This window comes from Azorhizobium sp. AG788 (assembly GCF_943371865.1).
Lineage (GTDB): Bacteria > Pseudomonadota > Alphaproteobacteria > Rhizobiales > Xanthobacteraceae > Azorhizobium.
The window spans coordinates 52,128-70,406 of sequence record NZ_CALRWL010000033.1; the positions used below are offsets into that span (position 1 = coordinate 52,128).

An 18,279-nucleotide genomic window follows, 5' to 3' on the forward strand; every position below is an offset into this window, starting at 1 on the left:
CCCATGCTGAAGCTGCGCAAGATCGTCGGTTACGACGAGAAAGTCCTCATCGAAGGCGGCAAGGATGCCCCGACGCCACAGTATCTGTTCGGCGCGGCGGCGGTGATCGCCAATCCCTGGGCGGGGCGCGGCTTCGTGGAAGACCTCAAGCCCGAGATCATGGCTATCGCCCCCGTGCTCGGCGCGCTGCTGACGGAAGAAATCGTCCGTCGCGCCGGTTCCGGCGAGGTGGTGGAAGGCTATGGCAAGGCGGCGCTGTGCGGCACTTCCGGCGAGATCGAGCATGCCTCGGCGCTGATCCACACCCTGCATTTCGGCAATCACTTCCGCCGGGCAGTGGGCGCCAAGACCTATCTGGCCTTCACCAATGTGCGCGGCGGGCCGAACACCCCGATCATGATCCCCTTGATGGACAAATTGGATGAGGGCCGTCGCTCCCATTATCTCACGGTGCATTTCGCCATTCCCGATGCGCCGGCCCCCGACGAACTGGTGATCGCGCTGGGCGCCTCCATCGGCGGGCGCCCGCACCATCGCATCGGCGACCGCTACCAGGACCTCGAGACCCTGAAGGACCTCCATGGCTGATCCGGCTCCGCCGTTCAGCGGCAGCGCCATGGTGCGCCTGCGCGCGGGCGACATCCTCGGCAAGGTCGGCTATCTGCGGGCCGGCACCGGGCCGGTCGTGGTGCTGATCCACGGCGTCGGCATGCATGCGCAGATCTGGGCACCACAGATCACAGCGCTGGCCGCGCACTATGACGTCATCGCGCTCGACATGCTGGGCCACGGACGCTCCATGTTGCCACCGGACCCGCCGGCATTGGCGGACTATGCCGATGCGGTCATCGGTGTCCTTGATGCCCTGGATGTGCCGAAGGCGGCACTCATCGGCCACTCCATGGGCGCCCTGGTGGCGCTCCAGGCCGGATTGCAGCATGCGGACCGTGTGGAGCGGCTGGTGGCGATGAACGGGGTGTTCCAGCGATCGCCGGACTTGCGGCGGGCGGTGCTGGCCCGCGCCGAGGAACTGGAGGAGAAGGGCTTTTCCGCCTCCATCGCCCCGACGCTGGCGCGCTGGTTCGGTGATCCCGTGCCAGAGGACCTTGCCGCCGTCTGCGCGTTGGCCAGCGACGCCTTGCAGAGCGTGCGCGTGGATGGCTATCGCAGCACCTACGCTTTGTTCGCCACCTCGGACGAAACCTTCGCGCCCTCCCTGCACACGCTGTCCATGCCGGCGCTGTTCCTCACCGGCGCGCTGGACGCCAATTCCTCCCCGGCCATGTCCCACGCCATGGCCGCTCTGGCGCCGCTGGGACGCGCGGACATCGTGCCCGATGCGCGCCATATGATGGCGCTCACCCATCCCGACGCCATCAACGCCCTCCTTCTCGCCTTCCTCTCCGAGACGCCGGCGCCCCTCCCCCATCGTGACACGCTGGAGCATGCCGGACGATGACCGAGCTTCGGACCTTCCAGAGCTATATCGACGGCCGCTTCCAGGCCCCGGGTGAAACCTTCGACAGCATCGACCCCTCCACGGAAGCCGTCTGGGCCCGCATGCCCAAGGCCGGCGCCGCGGACGTGGACCGCGCGGTCCGCGCGGCCCATCACGCCATGAAGGCCGGCCCCTGGGCGCGCATGACCGCCACCGAGCGGGGCCGCATGCTCTATCGCCTGGGCGATCTGGTCACCGCCCACGCCGACGAGCTGGCGGAGCTGGAAACCCGCGACACCGGCAAGATCATCCGCGAGACGCGGGCGCAGATCGGATATGTGGGCAGCTATTACCGCTATTTCGCCGGCCTGGCGGACAAGCACCACGGCACCGTGGTGCCCATCGACAAGCCGGACATGGATGTCACCCTGCGCCCCGAGCCCATCGGCGTGGTGGCGGCCATCGTGCCGTGGAACTCGCAACTGTTCCTCTCGGCGGTGAAACTGGCACCGGCGCTGGCGGCCGGCTGCGCAGTGGTGCTGAAGGCCTCCGAGGATGGCCCCGCGCCCCTGCTCGCCTTCGCGCGGCTGGTGCATGAGGCCGGCTTTCCGCCCGGCGTGGTCAATATCCTCACCGGCTTCGGCGCAGATTGCGGCCATGCCCTCACCACCCATCCGCTGGTTGCCCGCATCGCCTTCACCGGCGGCCCCGCAACCGCCCGCCAGATCGTGCGCAACAGCGCGGAGAACCTCGCCTACACCACGCTGGAATTGGGCGGCAAATCGCCGGTGGTGGTGTTCTCAGACGCCAATCTGGAAAGCGCGGCCAATGCGGTCATCTCCGGCATCTTTGCCGCCAGCGGCCAGAGCTGCACCGCAGGCTCGCGCCTGCTGGTGGAACGCGCGGTGGCCCAGCCGTTCCTGGAGCTGCTGACCCGCAAGGCCAAGGCGATCCGCATCGGCGACCCGCAGCAGACCGAGACCGAGATGGGGCCGCTCGCCACCGCCCGGCAGGTGGCGCATATTGAGCGCACCGTGAGCGCCAGCCTGTCCGCCGGCGCGGAATTGCTGACCGGCGGAACCCGGCCCGAGGGCTTCGCCAAGGGCTTCTACGTATCCCCCACCATCCTTTTGTCCGAAGATGCCAGCCTGCCCTGCGTGCGCGAGGAATTCTTCGGCCCGGTGCTGAGCGCCGCCACCTTCGAGGGCGAGGACGAGGCGGTGGCCAAGGCCAATGACACCGAGTTCGGCCTCGCCAGCGGCGTGTTCACCACCAATCTCGCCCGCGCCCATCGCATGACGGCCAAGATCCGCGCCGGCATCGTCTGGGTGAACACCTATCGCGCCGTCTCGCCCATGGTGCCCTTCGGCGGCTATGGCCTCTCGGGCCTGGGGCGCGAGGCAGGGGCGGACTCGATCCGCGACTATACCCGCACCAAGTCGGTGTGGATCAACACCTCCGACGCCCCCATCCCCGACCCCTTCATCATGCGCTGACGCGCGGCGCAGGAGCCATCGGCCATGTTCAACCGCATTCTCACCCCGCGCGAACTGCTCATCGGCGGCGGCAGCATACAGCACCTCACCGCTTTGCTCGGCCGGCTCGGCATCGCCCGCCCGCTCTTGGTGATCGACCCCGCCATCCAGCGCCTGGGCCTTGCGGACGGCGCCATCGCCGCCATGCGGGCGGCGGGGCTCGCCCTCACCGTGTTCGCCGATGTGGTAGAAGACCCGACCGATGTCAGCGTCGCCGCCGCCGTGGCGGCTCTGGGTGCGGGGGCATGTGACGGCGTGATCGGGTTCGGCGGCGGCAGCGCCATCGACACCGCCAAGGCCGCGGCCATCGTTGCCAGCACCGGCGAGACCGTCGATGCCCTGAAGGTGCCGCGCATCGTCGATCTGCCCACCCTGCCGCTGGTGGCAATCCCCACCACCGCCGGCACCGGCAGCGAAGTCACCCGCGCCTGCGTCATCACCGATACCGTGCGGCAGGAAAAGGCCTTGATCCTGGGCACCGCCGCTTTACCCGCCGCCGCCATCGTGGATTATGAGCTGACCCTCACCTGCCCCTATCGGGTGACGGTGGATACCGGTCTCGACGCCCTCACCCATGCCTTGGAAGCGCTGATCAACCGCAACGGCAATCCGCACGCGGAAGCCCTCGCCCTCTCCGCCCTGAAGCTGATCGGCGCCCACCTGGAGACGGCGGCGCAGGAGCCTGGCAATCCGGTGGCACGCGAAGCCATGATGCTGGGCGCCACCCACGCGGGCCTCGCAGTGTCCAACACATCCACCGCTTTGATCCACGGCCTCAGCCGGCCCATCGGCGCCTTCTTCCATGTGCCGCACGGCCTCTCCAATGCCATGCTGCTGCCGCTGGTGACGCACTTCTCCCTGTCAGCCGCTCTGCCCGCCTATGCCGCCGCCGCCCGCGCCCTCGGCTGGGTCGGTCCGGGGACCAGCGACGAAAAGGCCGGCGAGGCGCTGGTGCAGGGCTTCCTGGGCCTCAACGCGCGCCTGAAGGTCCCCACCCCCAAGGCCTATGGCATCGACGAGGCGGACTATCATCGCCTGATGCCGGAGATGGCCCGTCAGGCGCTGGCCTCCGGCACGCCGGGCAACAATCCGCGGGTGCCGTCCGCCGTGGAGATCGTCACCCTCTACACCGCCGCCTGGGATGGTCACTGGAGCACAGAGACGCAAGAATTGGCGACCATACCGGCGTGACGTCCCGGTCTGTGGAGGGGTGAAACCGCCCTTCCGCCGGCCTCACGCCACCGCGCGGATAAAGCCGATGATCGCCTGCTGCGAGACCTCATCCCACAGCAGCGGGGCGTGGCCTTGATCAGGCACCTCATGGATCACCAGGCCCGGATGGTGCTCGGCCATCTGGGCGACGGTCGCGGCGGAGAGCACATCGGACAGTGCCCCGCGCACCACCATCGCCGGCACCTGCCCAAGGGCATCGAAGCCCGGCCACATGTTCGGTTGCGGCTTGTCGGGATCGAAGGCCTTGAACGAGTCCAGCAGCGCGGCGTCATAGGACAGGCACGGCTTGCCATTGGCCTCGCCGTAGATCTGGCGGGCGTACCGCTCCCACTCATCGTCGCTCAAGGCCGGAAACATGAAGCCCTGGGTGGCCTTCAGCTCGGCGATGGCGGCGGGCCAGGTCTCCGACAGCGCCGCCCCCACATAGCCGGCGATGCGAACGGCGCCGGCGACATCCACATAGGGGCCGATGTCATTGTAGATGGCGGCGGCAAACAGCGCCGGCTTGAGGAAGGCGAGCACGAACATCACGAGCCCGCCGCGGGAGGTGCCGAGCACCACAGCGCGGGAAATGCCCAGATGGGCGAGGCCGGCGAGGATGTCCTGGGCTTCCTGGATCGGCGTATAAGTGGTGAAAGGCGCATGGCCCGAACCGCCGCGCCCGCGATAATCGAATGCCACCACGCGGGTGGGATGGGCCGGGTCCGCCACCAGCGCTTGCGCAAGGGCGTCGAAATCCCGCGAATTGCGGGTCAGGCCGGAGAGCAGGACAACCGGCAATGGGGCAGTGGCATCACCCCACTCCCGGCCCAGCAGAGCCACCCCGTCCTGGCTCGCATACGCAAAAAAGCGCGCCGCAGCCGTCCCCTGCACCCCATCGGCTTCGGCCATGAGCTTCCCTTCCCGCTATGCGGATCGACTGCCGCGATGTCATCCCGCCCCCGGACCCGGCCGAGAGCGCCAATCATGGGCGAAAAACGCCCAACTGTGCCTCACTCCGCGCCGGCGGGGCTCGGCACTTTCCAGCCATGGCCCTTCAGCCATTCCACCGTGGTGTCCAGCACCACATTGGTCTCCGGCGCATCCCAGACCGGGCCGGAGAACACCGGCGGGTCCACCCGCTGGAAACGCGCGCCGAGAAGCTGGGCGCACTGGGCATTGGTGGCGGCCGCCCCGGACTGGAGGAAGAGATCCACCAGCACCAGCGGGTTGAACGGGTCCAGCATCCACTGGCGATAGCCCCAGTCGGCGCTGCCGTTGGTAAGACGGGGCGCCAGATGGCGGGTCTTCCCCGCCAGATTGCGCGGGGAGCCGACGGAGAGCAGGCTGATGTCGCCGAGGCGCTTCTGCTGCGCCAGGGCCGTGACCAGAGCGGTCATGGACGGGTTGTTGGAGGCCACAGCGCCATCCACATAGGCGGGACCGCTCTCGGTGCTGCCCTGATAAAGCGGATATTGCAGCGGCATCGCCATGGTGCGCAGCACCACGTCCACGATAAGTTCCACCCGGCCGATGTCGCCGGGCAGGTTGGTGAAGGTACGCGGCTTCCAGGTGCGATCCTCGCCGGCGAGTTCGTCGTCCAATTGCACAGTGGTGATCACCACGGGCCGCCTCACGTCCGCAAGGGTCGCCCCCACGCCGAACACGTCGTCGCAGAATTGCTTGATGCGGGCGGTGGACATGGCGGCATTGTTGCCCATGACCGTGCCGGCGATGGACCAGGGAGTCTGGCCCTCCCGCACTTCGTCATCAAAGCGCAGCACCGCCTCGAACGCCAGGATCGGATCCTCGAACCACGCCATCAGCAGGGCATTGACCGCCCCGGTAGACGTGCCCGCGAACAGATCGATCTGGCGCAGCACACTGAAACCCAGCACATCGGCCCGGCGCTCCAATGTGGAGAGAAACACGCCGGCCTTGCCGCCATTGCCGCCGTCCAACGATAGGATGCGATACGTCATGTCCTGTCTCCTCTTCGCTCAGGCTGGGGGTGAACCGGCCGGCCCCGAGCGAGGTGTGCTCGGGGCCTTGGCCTCACCGTCGAGAAACGGTTTCAGGACGGCGGCCAGGGCTGCCGCCCCCTTGGGATCGAGGATCATCGACATATGATTGCCCTCGAGATCGACGCGCACCACGGTGCCGGACACATGCCGGCGCAACTCGGTTTCCAGTGGATCCTCCGCACCCAAGCGCGAGCCCGCACGAAACAGAACCGCGTCCCCGGCAATCTGCGCCGGACTATAGCGATATCCCATGGTGGTGTTGAGATTGAAGATCCGCAGCGACCGCCCCACCCCGGCCCAGAACGCCCGATCAAGACGCAAATCGCGGAATGCGGCCGGCAAACTCAGCCCGATCAGCCGCGCCAAGGCCGTGAGTTCCAGATAGGAGCGCGGCAGCCGCACCTGGGACACAAAGGTACCCATGCGCCACAAACCCTTCAGGTGCCGCAAAGGATCCCGCGAGCGCACGAAATTCTCGGTTTCCATGACCGCGCAGTCGAGGAAGGCGAGTGTCGCGACGACCTCACCCTCCGCCTCCAGCAGGCGCGCCATCTCGAACGCCACCGGCCCGCCGGACGACCAGGCGGCGATGCGATACGGCCCCATCGGCTGCTGCGCCCGCATGGCCGCCACATAGAGCCCTGCCATCTCCTCCACGGACGTCAGAGGCGCCTTGTCGTCCACCAGGCCCGGCGCCTGGAAGCCATAGAGCGGCTGCCCGCGTCCCAGATGATCGGCCAGGAACAAATAACACCAGGGGCTCCCGCCGGCGGGGTGGACGCAGAACAAGGCCGGCCGCTCGCCTTCCGGCTGCACCGGCACGAGACAGTCGGGGATCTGCCGCGTCCCGGCCCCCTGGGGCAGATGCGCGCCGATCCAGCCCGCCATACCGGAAAGCGTCGGAGCCTCGAACAGGACGCGCAGGGGCAGGTCCACCCCAAACACCTCCCGCACCCGGTAGACCAGCCGCGCCGCCACCAGCGAATGGCCGCCGGCGGTGAAGAAATTGTCCTCCGCAGCGATGTTCGGACGACGCAGCAGTTCGCTCCAGAGCCCCGCCAGTTGGTCTTCCACCGCATCCCGCACGCGCGCCCGCCCCGCCAGCGCGGCGCCGTCGTGGCGCGCCAAGGCGGCGGTGTCGAGGCGCCCATCGGCGGCGCGGGGCAAGGCTTCAACCACCCGAAACACACAGGGCACCGGCGTGCCGAAGCGGTCGCGCACATCGTCATCCGCAGGGCCAGCGAGAGCCCGGCCAGGCTTGGGCACCACGAAGCCGGCGAGGCCGAAAAGCGGCTCGGGCGCATGGGCGAGGCGCGCCCGGATCGCAGCTCTGGTCCCGTCGAGCCCAATGCTGAGAGGCGAAACGCCCATGGCCATTGCCCCCTCCAGCGAAGCCAGCGCATCTGCCACCGGCAAGGTGCGGAACCCGCGCGCGGCCGCGAACGCGCCCGCACCGTCACCCGGACCCGCGCTCATGCCGAGGTCCTGCCACCGGCTCCAATGCAGGCAAAGCACCCGCACATCGTCTGGCGCCGCCAATCCCGCAAGAGCCGCGTTCGCGGCAGAATAGGCTCCGGCGTCGGCGCCGCCGAAGAGCGCATTCACCGATGACCACAGCACGACGAATCCACCGGACCGCTGCGCCATCGCCTCCACCACCACCCGCGCGCCCACCGCCTTCGCGGCGAAGGTGGCGGCCAGCCCGTCCGCGGTCTCAGCTTCCAGCGGGCGGGATGACGACACGCCCGCCAGATGGAACGCGCCATCCAGCGGCCCGCCGAAACGTGCCTCTGCTGCCACCATCGCCGCCGCCAGCGCCGCCGCGTCCGTGACGTCGGCGACGTGGTAGCAACTCCCCGGCGCAGCCGTGCCGAGAGCGAGCCGTGCCGCATCACTTGCCGGCGACCGCCCCACCACCAGGATCTTCGCCCGGCATCGTGCCGCCAGATGCGCCACCAGCGCCTGGCCGATGCCACCGAGTCCCCCGGTGACGAGATAGCGCCCGTCCATCTTCAGCCGGATCGGCGCGCCTTCTGGCGGCCCCCCCGGGTCCAGGGCTTGAAGGCGGGGCACAAAGCGGCCAGCGGCCCGCAGCCCCACCTCGGCTTCGCCATCGGGGCACAGGATCTCCGCGGCGATCCGCGCGATCATGGCCTCGTCCACGGCGCCAGCCACGTCCACCTGCCGGCAGGTGAGGCCGGGCATTTCCTGGGCCGCGGTCCGCAGCAGGCCGCGTACGGCGGTCCGGGCCGGCTCGGCGGCGCTGTCGGTTCCGCCCCGCGTCAGCGCGATCAGGGAAAGCGCAGGGCGGTCCTTCGCCGTACGCCGCCCCAGGCCCTGCACCAGGGCAAGCATGCATGATAGCTCAAGCGTCGACCGTGCCTGGAACGCGGACACCGTCTCTCCGGCCGGGACCGGCGCCAGCGGGCGCAGGTCCACCACCGCCTCCAGCGGTGTGGAATGGGACGACAGAGCCGTCCCAACAGCATCAGCGTCGTCGTCCAGCATCTGGTCGAGGACGACCGCCACCCCCGCGCGTTCCAACACCTGAGCCAACTGCGCCGCGACATCGTCCGGCCCGCCCAGGAGCAACAGGCGGCGCGGCGGCGCGGTCGCCGCATCCAGCGTTCGGCGCACCCAGATTTCGTGGTGGAACCAGGCTGGCACCACCCGCGTGCCCTCATCCCTCGCGCGCGCGCCCAGAAGCTGGGCGCGCAGCTGCATCCGCTGGATCTTGCCGCTGGTGGTCTTGGGGAAGTTCAACTGGGCGATCGCCGTCACATGCGCCGGCGCCAGTCCCAGGCGCGCGGTGACGGTCGCGCGGATGGCATCGGCCACCGCCTTCTCCTCCGCCCCGTCCCGGGGCGAGAAAAACACCGCCAGCGCCTCGCTGCCGGTGGCCGCATCGGGAATGCTGCAGGCGGCCGCGAAGGTGGGCTGGACGCCGGGCACCGCATTCACCAGATCCTCGATCTCGTAACAATAGAAATTGGCGCCGTTGACGATGATCAGTTCCTTCTCGCGCCCGGTGAGGGTGAGATTGCCGTCGCGAATGAAGCCCAGATCGCCGGTATTGAACCAGCCGTCGCCGACAAGCGCCTCGTGGTTCGCCACCGCATTGTTGCGATAGCCGGGCGTGATGACACCGCCCTTGATCTGGAACCGCCCGATGACGCCTTCGGGCAGGAGCGCCCCCGCGTTATCCACGATGCGGATGGCGACACCGGGTACCGGGGGCCCCAGCTTCACGAAGGCCACCGCGTCCGGCGCATCCGGCGCGACCGTGCGCAACGGGCCGCCCAGGGAGCCCTTGTCGATCCAATGCACGGAGCGAAAGGGATCAAACCCGGTCTCATAGGTCATGCAGGTGCAGGCTTCCGCCATGCCGAAGGCGGGCTGCACGGTCTGCGGACGGATACCGAAGGGCGCGGTGAGTCCGAGGAACTCGGCGATCACCGGGAGTGTGGCCTGCTCGCCGGCATTCATCAGCGTCTTCACGCCATCCAGCGCCCAGGTGCGCCCCGGCGCCGACTCCAGCGCATCCGACACCAGCTTGAAGCCGAAATTGGGCGACCAGCTGCGGGTCACACCATGGAGCGCCATCAGGTCCAACCAGAGCAGCGGATCGGCCAGCACCGCCGACGTCTCCACCTGAATCTGCCCGCAGCCCAGATAGACGTCGCGCAGGTGCCAGGTCAGCATCGGCACCACATGGTCCATCGGCAACCAGTTCAGGGCCACGTCATCGCACCCATAGCCATTCACCAGCCGCGTGGCGTGGACATGCTCTACCACCCCACCATGGGTGATCTGGATGCATTTGGGTGTACCGGTGCTGCCGGAACTCAGTTGCAGGAACAGCACGTCGTCCGGCATCGCCGGATGCACCGCCTCAAGCGGCGCGTGCACGGCCAGGTGTTCCAGCGCCAGAATTCTGGGGGCCGCGGCGGCAAAGCGCTCCAGCCCGGCCAGCGGAGCGGCCAATGCCGCTGGCGCCAGCACCACCGGGCGGCCCAGCGCCTCCCAGGCGTTCAGCAATTTGCTCACCAGCGCCGTGCGTTCCGTGAACGTGGCGCTGACCGCCACTGTCACCGGCTGCACGCCGGCCAGGACACAGCCCCAGAACGCCGGAAGATGCGCCCGCAGATCCCCCACCTGGAGGATGGCCGCATCCCCCGCCCGCAGCCCTGCCGCCAGCAGGCCCGCAGCGATGCGCCGCGCCTCCTCAAGTAGCGCCGCATAGCTCAGCCGCCGCACGGTCTGCGGATCGGAACCGTGGAACACGATGTCTTTCGCCCCCGCCCGCGCAGCGGTGCGCAACAGGGCTTCGGTGAGGGTGCGCGGGGCATCGGCGGGAACGGGAAGAGGCCCCCCATCTGCCAGCGCCAATGGTCCGGCACCTACGGGCCGCCCGACGGAAGCCGTAGCCGGATTAGCCTCCGGCGCCCGCAGGGGGAGGCGCACCGGCGTTTCGGCAACCGCCTGCACCTGCGCCACCACCGCCGCCTCGGCCACGCCGCCGATCTGCTCCAACTGGGCGCGCCATGCATCCATGACGCCGCCGTCCAGCACCGGAAGCCGGGCGAGCGCGGCTTCGTCCACCGCGCCGGCTTCCGTCAGCGGCAGTGCGGAGACCGCAACCCAGGCGGCGGGCCGCTGCCAGAGAGGGAGAAGTTCCGCCGCATGGATCTCCCACGCGTCTTGGCTCGGATAGCCCTCCGGCACCCCATAGGCCACAAGGGTCAGGCGCCCCTGGGCATCCGGGCGCGCCACCACACGGCACTGGGCGATGGTCGGCTCCGTCCGCAGATCCGCCTCGATGGACGCCAGGTCGAACCGCAAGCCGCCCACCGCCGCGTGGCGCCCGGCATCGGCCCTGCGCTCGAACCGCCTGTCCGCCCGCTGCCGCGCGCGCATTTGCACGGGGATCGCTGTCGCACCGGGCACAGGCGCAATTGAAAGCGCCCCCACCCCGCCCAACGGCACCGGCTGGCCATGGCGATCGAGGATCTGCAACGGCGCCCCGATGCGGGGCGCACCGTCGCCCAAGGGCTGGGCCAGCACCGGCCCACCGGCCTCGGCAAACTGCCAGAGCGTGAAGAGACCCGCATCCGCGGCCACATCGGCTGGCGGAGGGACATCGCCCACCAGAAACAGCAGGCGAGGCCTCGGCTCCCCCAGCCAGGGCAAAACCGCGCTCGGCACCACCGCGACCGTCGCGCCGGTGGTTGCCAGCAGCCCCGCCAACGCGCGTGGATCATACGTGGCGGGCGCCAGCACCACATGACTACCGGTGCTCAGCGGCCACCACAGGCCGACGACACTGGACACATCATGCAGCGAACTGGCGAACAGGCAGATGTCGACCGGCCCCAATTCAAACGACTGCCGCATCCACGCCAGCCGTTCCGCCACCGCGCGCCGCGGCAACGCACATGGCGTCCGGTCTGGCGCCAGCAGGGCCAAGGCGGGCTCCTGGGAGGGACCAGGGGCGCCATCCAAAGCTGAGGCGCCATCATCCGAGAGCAAGAAATGCGCGCTGGCCCTCAGCCGCGCCAGGCGCACTGGAGCGTCGTCGGTCTCCAGCGGCAGACAGGTGCCGCCCGCCTTCAGAATACCGATGAGCCCGGCGATGCAAGCGACGCCCCGCGCCATGGCCAGCCCGACCACCGCGCCCGGCCCGGCCCCGGCGGCCCGCAACGCATCCGCATACAGCCCGGCGCGGGTGTTCAATTCCCCGTATGTCAGCCTCACCTGCTCGGTCAACACCGCAGGAGCGTCAGGGGTGCGTTCGGCCAGACGCTCGAACAGGACCAGGACATCCTCTGCCGCAGGCACGGCGCGGGCCTTCCCGTCCGCCAGCAGCCGCGCCAGCAGGGCGCGCTTCTGGGCGGGGGTCAGGCCGGAACCCTCTCCGGCGGTGCCGCTGTCCTGCGCGGTGCTCATCTCTCGCGGCTCATGGGGTTTGGCCGACGCCGTCGTCCGCCATCTCACGCAGGAGCGCCTCCACCTCCTCGTCGCTCAAAGCCTCGATCTGCTGCAGCGTCTCGGCCAGGGTATCGGACGGACTTGCCACCGCTGCCGCGCCCAGAGTAAGGCGCGACACCGGCAGATCCGGCGTGGCCACCATCGCCGCCAGCACCTCCGCGAACTGCCGCTCCAGCTGCGCCACCGTGGCGGCTTCGAACAGATCCGCATTGTAGATGAAGGAGACGGACAGCCCCTGCTCCGTATCCCAGACATGCACCTCCAGATCGAACCGGACCGTGCCGTTGTTGAGATCCCACACCGGGCCGATGCGCAGGTCCTGTGCCTCCAGATCCGGCTGCGGCACGCCGCGCTGAAGCACGAAGATGACATCGCAGATGGGATTGCGGCCCGCCTGCCGCTCCGGCTGCACATCCTCCACCAATTTCTCGAACGGCACCTCCTGATGGGCCAACCCGCCGCGCACGGTTTCCGCCTCACGGGCGAGCGCCGCCCGCACGGTGGGATCGCCGGACAGGTCGCCGCGAAACACCACCATATTGGCGAAGAAGCCGACCAATCCCTCGATCTCCGCCCGGTCACGATTGGCCACCAGCGAGCCGATGATGATATCGGGCGCCTCGGTCAGTCGATGCAGCAGGATGCGGAAGCCCGCCATCAGGGTGGCGAACAGCCCGGCACCCGCGCCGCGGCCCAGGGCCTTGAGCCCATCGGCCAGATCCATGGGCAGCATCACGCTCAGGGCACCGCCGCGATGCATGGCGGCGCCATTGCGGGGCCGGTCCGTGGGCAGATCCAGCACCGGCAGCGGCGCGGCCAGATGCTGGCGCCAGTAGGCCAGTTCGACCGCAAGCCGCGGCCCCCTCAGCCACTCCCGCTGCCACACGGCAAAGTCGACGTATTGAGCCGGCAGGTCGGCCAACGGCGAGGGCTGATGACGGGCATAGGCGCGATACAGCGCCCCGATCTCCTGGATCAGCACCACCGCCGACCAGCCATCGGTCACCATGTGATGGATGGCGACGATGGCTCGGTGCAGTTCCGCGCCCAGCTTGAGCACGGTGATCTGGAACACCGGCCCCTCAACCAGATCGAAGGTGCGGCGGGCTTCCCCATCCACATGGCGCACCATCGCCCGCTCGCGCTCCGCCTCGGGCAGGCCGGAGAGGTCCACCCACACCAGGGGCAGCGGCAGTTCGGGGACGACGCGCTGCACCGGCTCGCCGTCCACAATGGGGAAGTGGGTCCGCAACGAGCCATGCCGGCGCACGATTTCCGCTGCCGCATGCTGGAAGGCGTCTGGATCGAACGGGCCTTCGAGGAACAGCGAGAACGTGACCGTATAGAAGGCCGAATCCGGGTCGAGCCGCGACAGGAACCACAGGCGGTGCTGCGCGAACGACAGCGGCGCCTCGGACCGGCCCAACGGCACGATGCCGGCGGGCGGCGGCGCCTCATCCCCCGACGCGGGGGCGACCTTGGCCGAAACCACGGCCACCAGTTGCGCGAGGCTGGCCGCCTCGATCATCTCCGCCACCGGCAGGTCGATCTCCAGTTCGGTGCGGATGCGATTGCGCAATTGAATGCTGACAAGGGAATCGAGCCCCAGATCCTGCAACGATTGGCTTGGCGACAACTCCTCTCCGGCTTCGATGCGCAGCAGGCGGGCGATGACGCCGCGCAGATAGTTCAGCAGCAGGGCCTCGCGCTCGGCGGCATCGCCGCCGCGCAAGGCCTTGCGCAAGGTGGCAAAAGTCTCCGCCGCCGCCGCCTCTTGCGCCAGTTCGCGCTCCACATCGGCGAGCACCGAGAGCCGGCGTGGCAGGCCCTCGAAATAGAGCCGCCAGTCAAACGGCGCCACGCCGACCTCAATGGAGGTTTCCCGCAGCAATTGGCCGAGGATATGCAAGCCCTTCTGCGGCGGAATGCTGCCGCCCTGAGCCAGATGGGCTGCGATGGCATCGCCGGTGGTCATGCCGGTGTCCTGCCACCCACCCCAATTGATGGTCAGGCCGGGCAATCCCTGGGCGCGGCGCCAATGGGCCAGCCGATCCAGGAAGGCATTGGCGGCAGCATAATTGGCTTGCCCCGGCGCCCCCAGCACCGAGCCCAGCGAGGAGAACATCACGAACAGATCCAGCGGGCGCTGCTCCGTCGCCTCGTGCAGAGCCCAGGCCCCCTGCACCTTGGCGGCAAAGGCGCTGGAAAGCCGCTCCGGATCCAGCGCCGTGAGCACGCAATCATCCAGCACGCCGGCGGCATGGATGACCCCGCGCAGGGTCGGCATCCGGCTATCGATGGCGGTGAACACGCCCGCCAGGGCCGTCCGGTCGCTGACGTCAGCGGCAAAGACCTCCACCTGTGCGCCGGCGCCCCGCAGGGCGTCGATCAGCACCCGCATCTCCGCATCGGGCGCGCGGCGACCGACCAGTGCGAGATTGCGCGCACCCTTCTCCACCATCCAGCCCGCCACCAGCCGGCCGATACCGCCGAAGGCGCCGGTGATGAGATAGGTGGCGTCTGGCTGAAGATCCTTGCGGCCGCTGCCCGCCGCGGGCGTCGCCAGCACCAGCTTGCCCGTATGCCGCGCCTTCTGCATCAAGGCCATGGCGTCGAGCGCGTCTTCCACCGCATAAACCGAGGTGATGGGCTGGCCCAAATCACCGCCGGAGATCAGCTGCAGTGCCTCCGCCAGCAGCGACCGCACCAGTTCCGGCTCCTCCACGGCGGTGATGTCGAAATTGACGATGTCGTAGGACACATCCGGCCGCAGGGCGCGCGCCTGTTCCACGCTCCAGATATCGCGCTTGCCGATCTCGATGAAATGCCCGCCGGGCACCACCACCGAGAGGCTTGCGGAAATGGCCTCGCCCCCCAAGCTGTTGAGCACGATGTCAACGCCGCGCCCGTCGGTCAGCCGGCGGATCTCGTCGGCAAAGGCCACGTCGCGAGAGTTCATAATGTGGGTCACGCCCAGCGCGCGCAGGAAGTCGTGCTTGTGCGGGCTGGCGGTGGTGAAGATCTCCGCGCCCTTCATCTGGGCAATGCGGATGGCGGCAATGCCGACGCCGCCGGAGCCGGAATGGATCAGCACCCGATCGCCGGCCTTGATGCGGGCGAGATGGTGCAGGCCATACCAGGTGGTGAGATAGACGATGGGCAGGCCCGCCGCCTCCACCACCGGCATGCCCTTGGGCACCTTGAACACCACCGCCGCCGGCAGAGTGATGTGGCTGGCAAAGGTGCCGAAATGCAGCGCTACGACTTCGTCCCCCGGCGCCACGGCGATGACGCCCGGCCCCACCCGCAACACGCGGCCGGAACATTCGCCGCCGAACGGGCCGGCATCGCCGGGATAAAGGCCCATGGCATTGAGCACGTCGCGGAAGTTCAGGCCCATGCCCAGCACTTCCATCTCCACCTCGCCCGCCTCGGGACGACGGCGGGCGTGCGGCACCACCAGCAGGCGATCGAGTCCGCCTTCCGGCATCTTGTCGATGCGATAGGGCCCGTCGGGAAGCTCCAGCCGGGTCTGCTTCACATCGCTCTGATGATGCTTCAGCCGCGCCACATGCCGCTGACCCGCGCGGTAGGCCACCTGCTGCTCGCCATCCGGCGCGGTGAGTTCCGTTGCGACCTGTTCCGCCTCATCGCCCGAGGGGACAGGATCGAGGTCAAGCGCGACGCACGGAAGGTCTGGATATTCGTGCCATATGGTACGCACGAGGCCCCACAGCGGCGCCGTGGCGAGGCCCTGCCACCCTGCCGTCGTTTCCGTCCCGACGCCCCCCTGGGCGCCGCGCGTCAGCACCACCAGCGGCACGTCATTGACGCGGCCGGCGGCGATCAGAGCCTGCACGAGGCGCAACAGATCCCCAGTGGCGTGTTCTGCCGCCTCGGCGACGGCTATGTCGCCAGCCTCCAGCGCGCGCAGATCCACGATGCCGGCAAGCGCCGTCGTTGTCGCCAGAAGGTCGCCGAGACCATCCGGGTCCCGCCCTGCAAGCACGACGACAGCCCACCCGCTCGCCTCCAGGCGTGCGGCAAGCAAGGCGGCAAGCCCATCACCCGCCCCCACCAGCACCCAGGCACCAACGCCGGGGCTGCTGACGCCTTGGGGCGCGTCCGCCGGTTGCCAGACCAGATCGTAGAGCCAACTTTCGATGGCCTGGGCATCTTGCGGCAGAACCACGTCGCGGGTCACGCGGCGGGATTGGAGCCCCTCCGCTTCCGCGACCAGATCCCCCACCGCATCGAACAGGCGGATGGTGGAGAGGTGCGAAGCGACGGTCTCGCCCGCATCCCCTTCGCCCTCGGACGCATTGGGTGCCCGGTGCAGGCGCGAATGGCTGAAGATGTCCCCCGGCACAATCCCGCGCACCGTCAGCCGGTCCAGGCTCACGGGCAGATAGGTGTCGCGATCATCCAGCGCTCCGAACGCCGCGCCCAGGGCCTGGAAGCAGGCATCCATCAGCGCCGGATGCTGGCGATAGACCGCCCCATCCGCCCGCGCCGCCTCCGGCAGCACGATATGGGCGAGCGTTTCGCCCGCGCCGGTGGCCAGAGTGGTGATGCCGCGGAACGCTGGGCCGTAATCGAGCCCGCGCTTGAGGTAGTTCTCATAGAGCGAGGCGATGGGCACCGACGCATCGCAGCGCAGGCGGGCCGCCTCCAGGCCTTCGGCGTCGCCCAAATGATCGGCGGTGTGCATGGCATCCGCCGGCTTGACCTGGCCGGAACAATGCAACGTCCAGTCTTCGCCGGCCGCATCGCCGCTGAAGATCTGGAACGCGTAAGCCTTCGGCCCCGCCGGAGCGAACACCACCTGGACGATACGCTCACCGGTATCGGGCAGGGTCATCACCTGCTTGAACTGGATGCCCTCCAGGCTGAGGTGATCGGTGTCCAGCAGATGCGCGCCGCCCGCCAGCGCCATTTCCAGATAGCCGGTGGCCGGCAGCACCACGGCGTCGAACACCCGGTGATCGGTGAGGAAAGCGGGATCGGTGGCGTTCAGCGCCGCCTCGAACCGCACCTCCTTTGTGCCCGCCTGCCGCAGCCGCTGGCCGAGCAGCGGATGGTCGGTGCCGGTGGCAACCCCGCGCACTTTCTGCCCACTCGGATCGCCCCCGGCGCGCGGCGCCGCCCAGAAGCTGCGGCGCTGGAAGGCATAGCCCGGCAGCGCGACCCGGCGGCGAGGATAGTCCGCATCGAACCCTGTCCAGTCGATCTCCACCCCGGCGGCATAGAGCCGGCCGAGGCTGTCCAGCATGGTGCGCCAGTCCATGCCCGCGCGGCGCAGGCTGGGCAGCCACTGGCGGGTGTCCGCATCCGGCGCCTCGTCCAGCGTCTCGCGCCCCAAGGTGCAGAGCACCGGGCGCGGGCCGATCTCCAGGAACACGCCGATGCCACGCGCCGCCGCCGCGCTGATGCCATCCAGAAAGCGCACCGGCGCCAGCACATGCCGGCACCAATAGTCCGCACTCGCCAGAGCCGTAGTTTCCAGCCGCCCGGTGAGGTTGGACAGGATCGGCGTCTGCGGCGAGCGATAGGTGATGGCCTCCGCCAGCGCGCGGAAATCGGCCATCATCGGCTGCATGAGCGGCGAGTGAAAGGCGTGCGAGGTGGCCAGCGGTCGGGCCTTCACCCCCTTGGCCTCGAAGCTGGAGGCGATGGCCACCACCGCCGCACGGGGGCCGGAAATCACCGTGCTGCGCGGCGCGTTGACTGCGGCGATGGCAACCCGGGCCGCATAAGGCGCGATGGCTTCGGCCACAGCGGCCTCGCCAGCGAAAACGGTCATCATGGCGCCATCGCGCGGCAGCGCCTGCATCAGGCGGCCACGGGCGGCGATGAGCTTCAGACCATCTTCCAACGTGAACACGCCGGCCAGGGTGGCGGCGGCATATTCCCCAACGCTATGGCCCAGCATCACCGCCGGCTTCACGCCCCAGGAGCCCCACAGATCGCCCAGCGCATAAGCGAGGCTGAACAGCGCCGGCTGGGTGTAAGCGGTGTCGTCGATCAGGCCTTCCTGACCCGCCGGGGGAAACATCACTTCGAGCAGCGGCCGCTCCAGCAG

At 69.0% G+C, this 18,279-nt stretch carries 8 protein-coding genes; 4 read left to right on the forward strand and 4 right to left on the reverse strand.

What is annotated here, in order from left to right; all coding sequences use genetic code 11:
• Positions 1–3: 3 nt before the first annotated feature.
• Genes AAG816_RS18145 through AAG816_RS18160 form a run of 4 tightly spaced genes read left to right on the forward strand, consistent with a single transcriptional unit; the run spans position 4 to position 4,164 of the window.
• A complete protein-coding gene (locus tag AAG816_RS18145) occupies positions 4–588 on the forward strand; it encodes an amino acid synthesis family protein (RefSeq protein ID WP_341991072.1) in 585 nt (194 codons plus the stop codon).
• Positions 581–1,459 (forward strand): alpha/beta fold hydrolase, encoded by an 879-nt coding sequence (locus AAG816_RS18150; protein ID WP_341991073.1) that lies wholly within the window; start codon positions 581–583, stop codon positions 1,457–1,459. Before AAG816_RS18145 ends, AAG816_RS18150 begins: the two co-directional genes overlap by 8 nt.
• Complete coding sequence (locus AAG816_RS18155) at positions 1,456–2,934, forward strand: aldehyde dehydrogenase (protein ID WP_341991074.1); 1,479 nt, start codon at positions 1,456–1,458, stop codon at positions 2,932–2,934. The genes AAG816_RS18150 and AAG816_RS18155 overlap by 4 nt, the downstream gene beginning before the upstream one ends.
• A gap of 24 nt (positions 2,935–2,958) precedes the next feature.
• The gene (locus tag AAG816_RS18160; protein WP_341991075.1) at positions 2,959–4,164 is read left to right on the forward strand and encodes an iron-containing alcohol dehydrogenase; all 1,206 of its coding nucleotides are present in this window, start codon (positions 2,959–2,961) and stop codon (positions 4,162–4,164) included.
• Positions 4,165–4,206: 42 nt separating this feature from the next.
• Here the strand turns inward: AAG816_RS18160 and AAG816_RS18165 are convergent, their stop codons facing one another.
• The 4 genes from AAG816_RS18165 to AAG816_RS18180 all read right to left on the reverse strand — a co-directional run bounded on the left by AAG816_RS18165 (position 4,207) and on the right by AAG816_RS18180 (position 18,252).
• Positions 4,207–5,097: an alpha/beta hydrolase gene (locus AAG816_RS18165; RefSeq protein WP_341991076.1), complete on the reverse strand. Its 891-nt coding sequence runs from the start codon at positions 5,095–5,097 to the stop codon at positions 4,207–4,209.
• Between the two features lie 101 nt (positions 5,098–5,198).
• Complete coding sequence (locus tag AAG816_RS18170; RefSeq protein WP_341991077.1) at positions 5,199–6,167, reverse strand: patatin-like phospholipase family protein; 969 nt, start codon at positions 6,165–6,167, stop codon at positions 5,199–5,201.
• 18 nt (positions 6,168–6,185) lie between these two features.
• Positions 6,186–12,155 carry an SDR family NAD(P)-dependent oxidoreductase gene (locus AAG816_RS18175; protein WP_341991078.1) on the reverse strand — a complete coding sequence of 1,990 codons (5,970 nt, stop codon included), beginning with the start codon at positions 12,153–12,155 and terminating at the stop codon, positions 6,186–6,188.
• 10 nt (positions 12,156–12,165) lie between these two features.
• Positions 12,166–18,252 carry an SDR family NAD(P)-dependent oxidoreductase gene (locus AAG816_RS18180; protein WP_341991084.1) on the reverse strand — a complete coding sequence of 2,029 codons (6,087 nt, stop codon included), beginning with the start codon at positions 18,250–18,252 and terminating at the stop codon, positions 12,166–12,168.
• Between the last annotated feature and the right edge of the window lie 27 nt (positions 18,253–18,279).

Excerpts from the sequence above, each read along its gene's own strand:
- AAG816_RS18145 (WP_341991072.1), top strand. The coding sequence starts at position 4 with ATGCTGAAGCTGCGCAAGATCGTCGGTTACGACGAGAAAGTCCTCATC.
- AAG816_RS18150 (WP_341991073.1), top strand. The coding sequence starts at position 581 with ATGGCTGATCCGGCTCCGCCGTTCAGCGGCAGCGCCATGGTGCGCCTG.
- AAG816_RS18155 (WP_341991074.1), top strand. The coding sequence starts at position 1,456 with ATGACCGAGCTTCGGACCTTCCAGAGCTATATCGACGGCCGCTTCCAG.
- AAG816_RS18160 (WP_341991075.1), top strand. The coding sequence starts at position 2,959 with ATGTTCAACCGCATTCTCACCCCGCGCGAACTGCTCATCGGCGGCGGC.
- AAG816_RS18165 (WP_341991076.1), bottom strand. The coding sequence starts at position 5,097 with ATGGCCGAAGCCGATGGGGTGCAGGGGACGGCTGCGGCGCGCTTTTTT.
- AAG816_RS18170 (WP_341991077.1), bottom strand. The coding sequence starts at position 6,167 with ATGACGTATCGCATCCTATCGTTGGACGGCGGCAATGGCGGCAAGGCC.
- AAG816_RS18175 (WP_341991078.1), bottom strand. The coding sequence starts at position 12,155 with ATGAGCACCGCGCAGGACAGCGGCACCGCCGGAGAGGGTTCCGGCCTG.
- AAG816_RS18180 (WP_341991084.1), bottom strand. The coding sequence starts at position 18,252 with ATGTTTCCCCCGGCGGGTCAGGAAGGCCTGATCGACGACACCGCTTAC.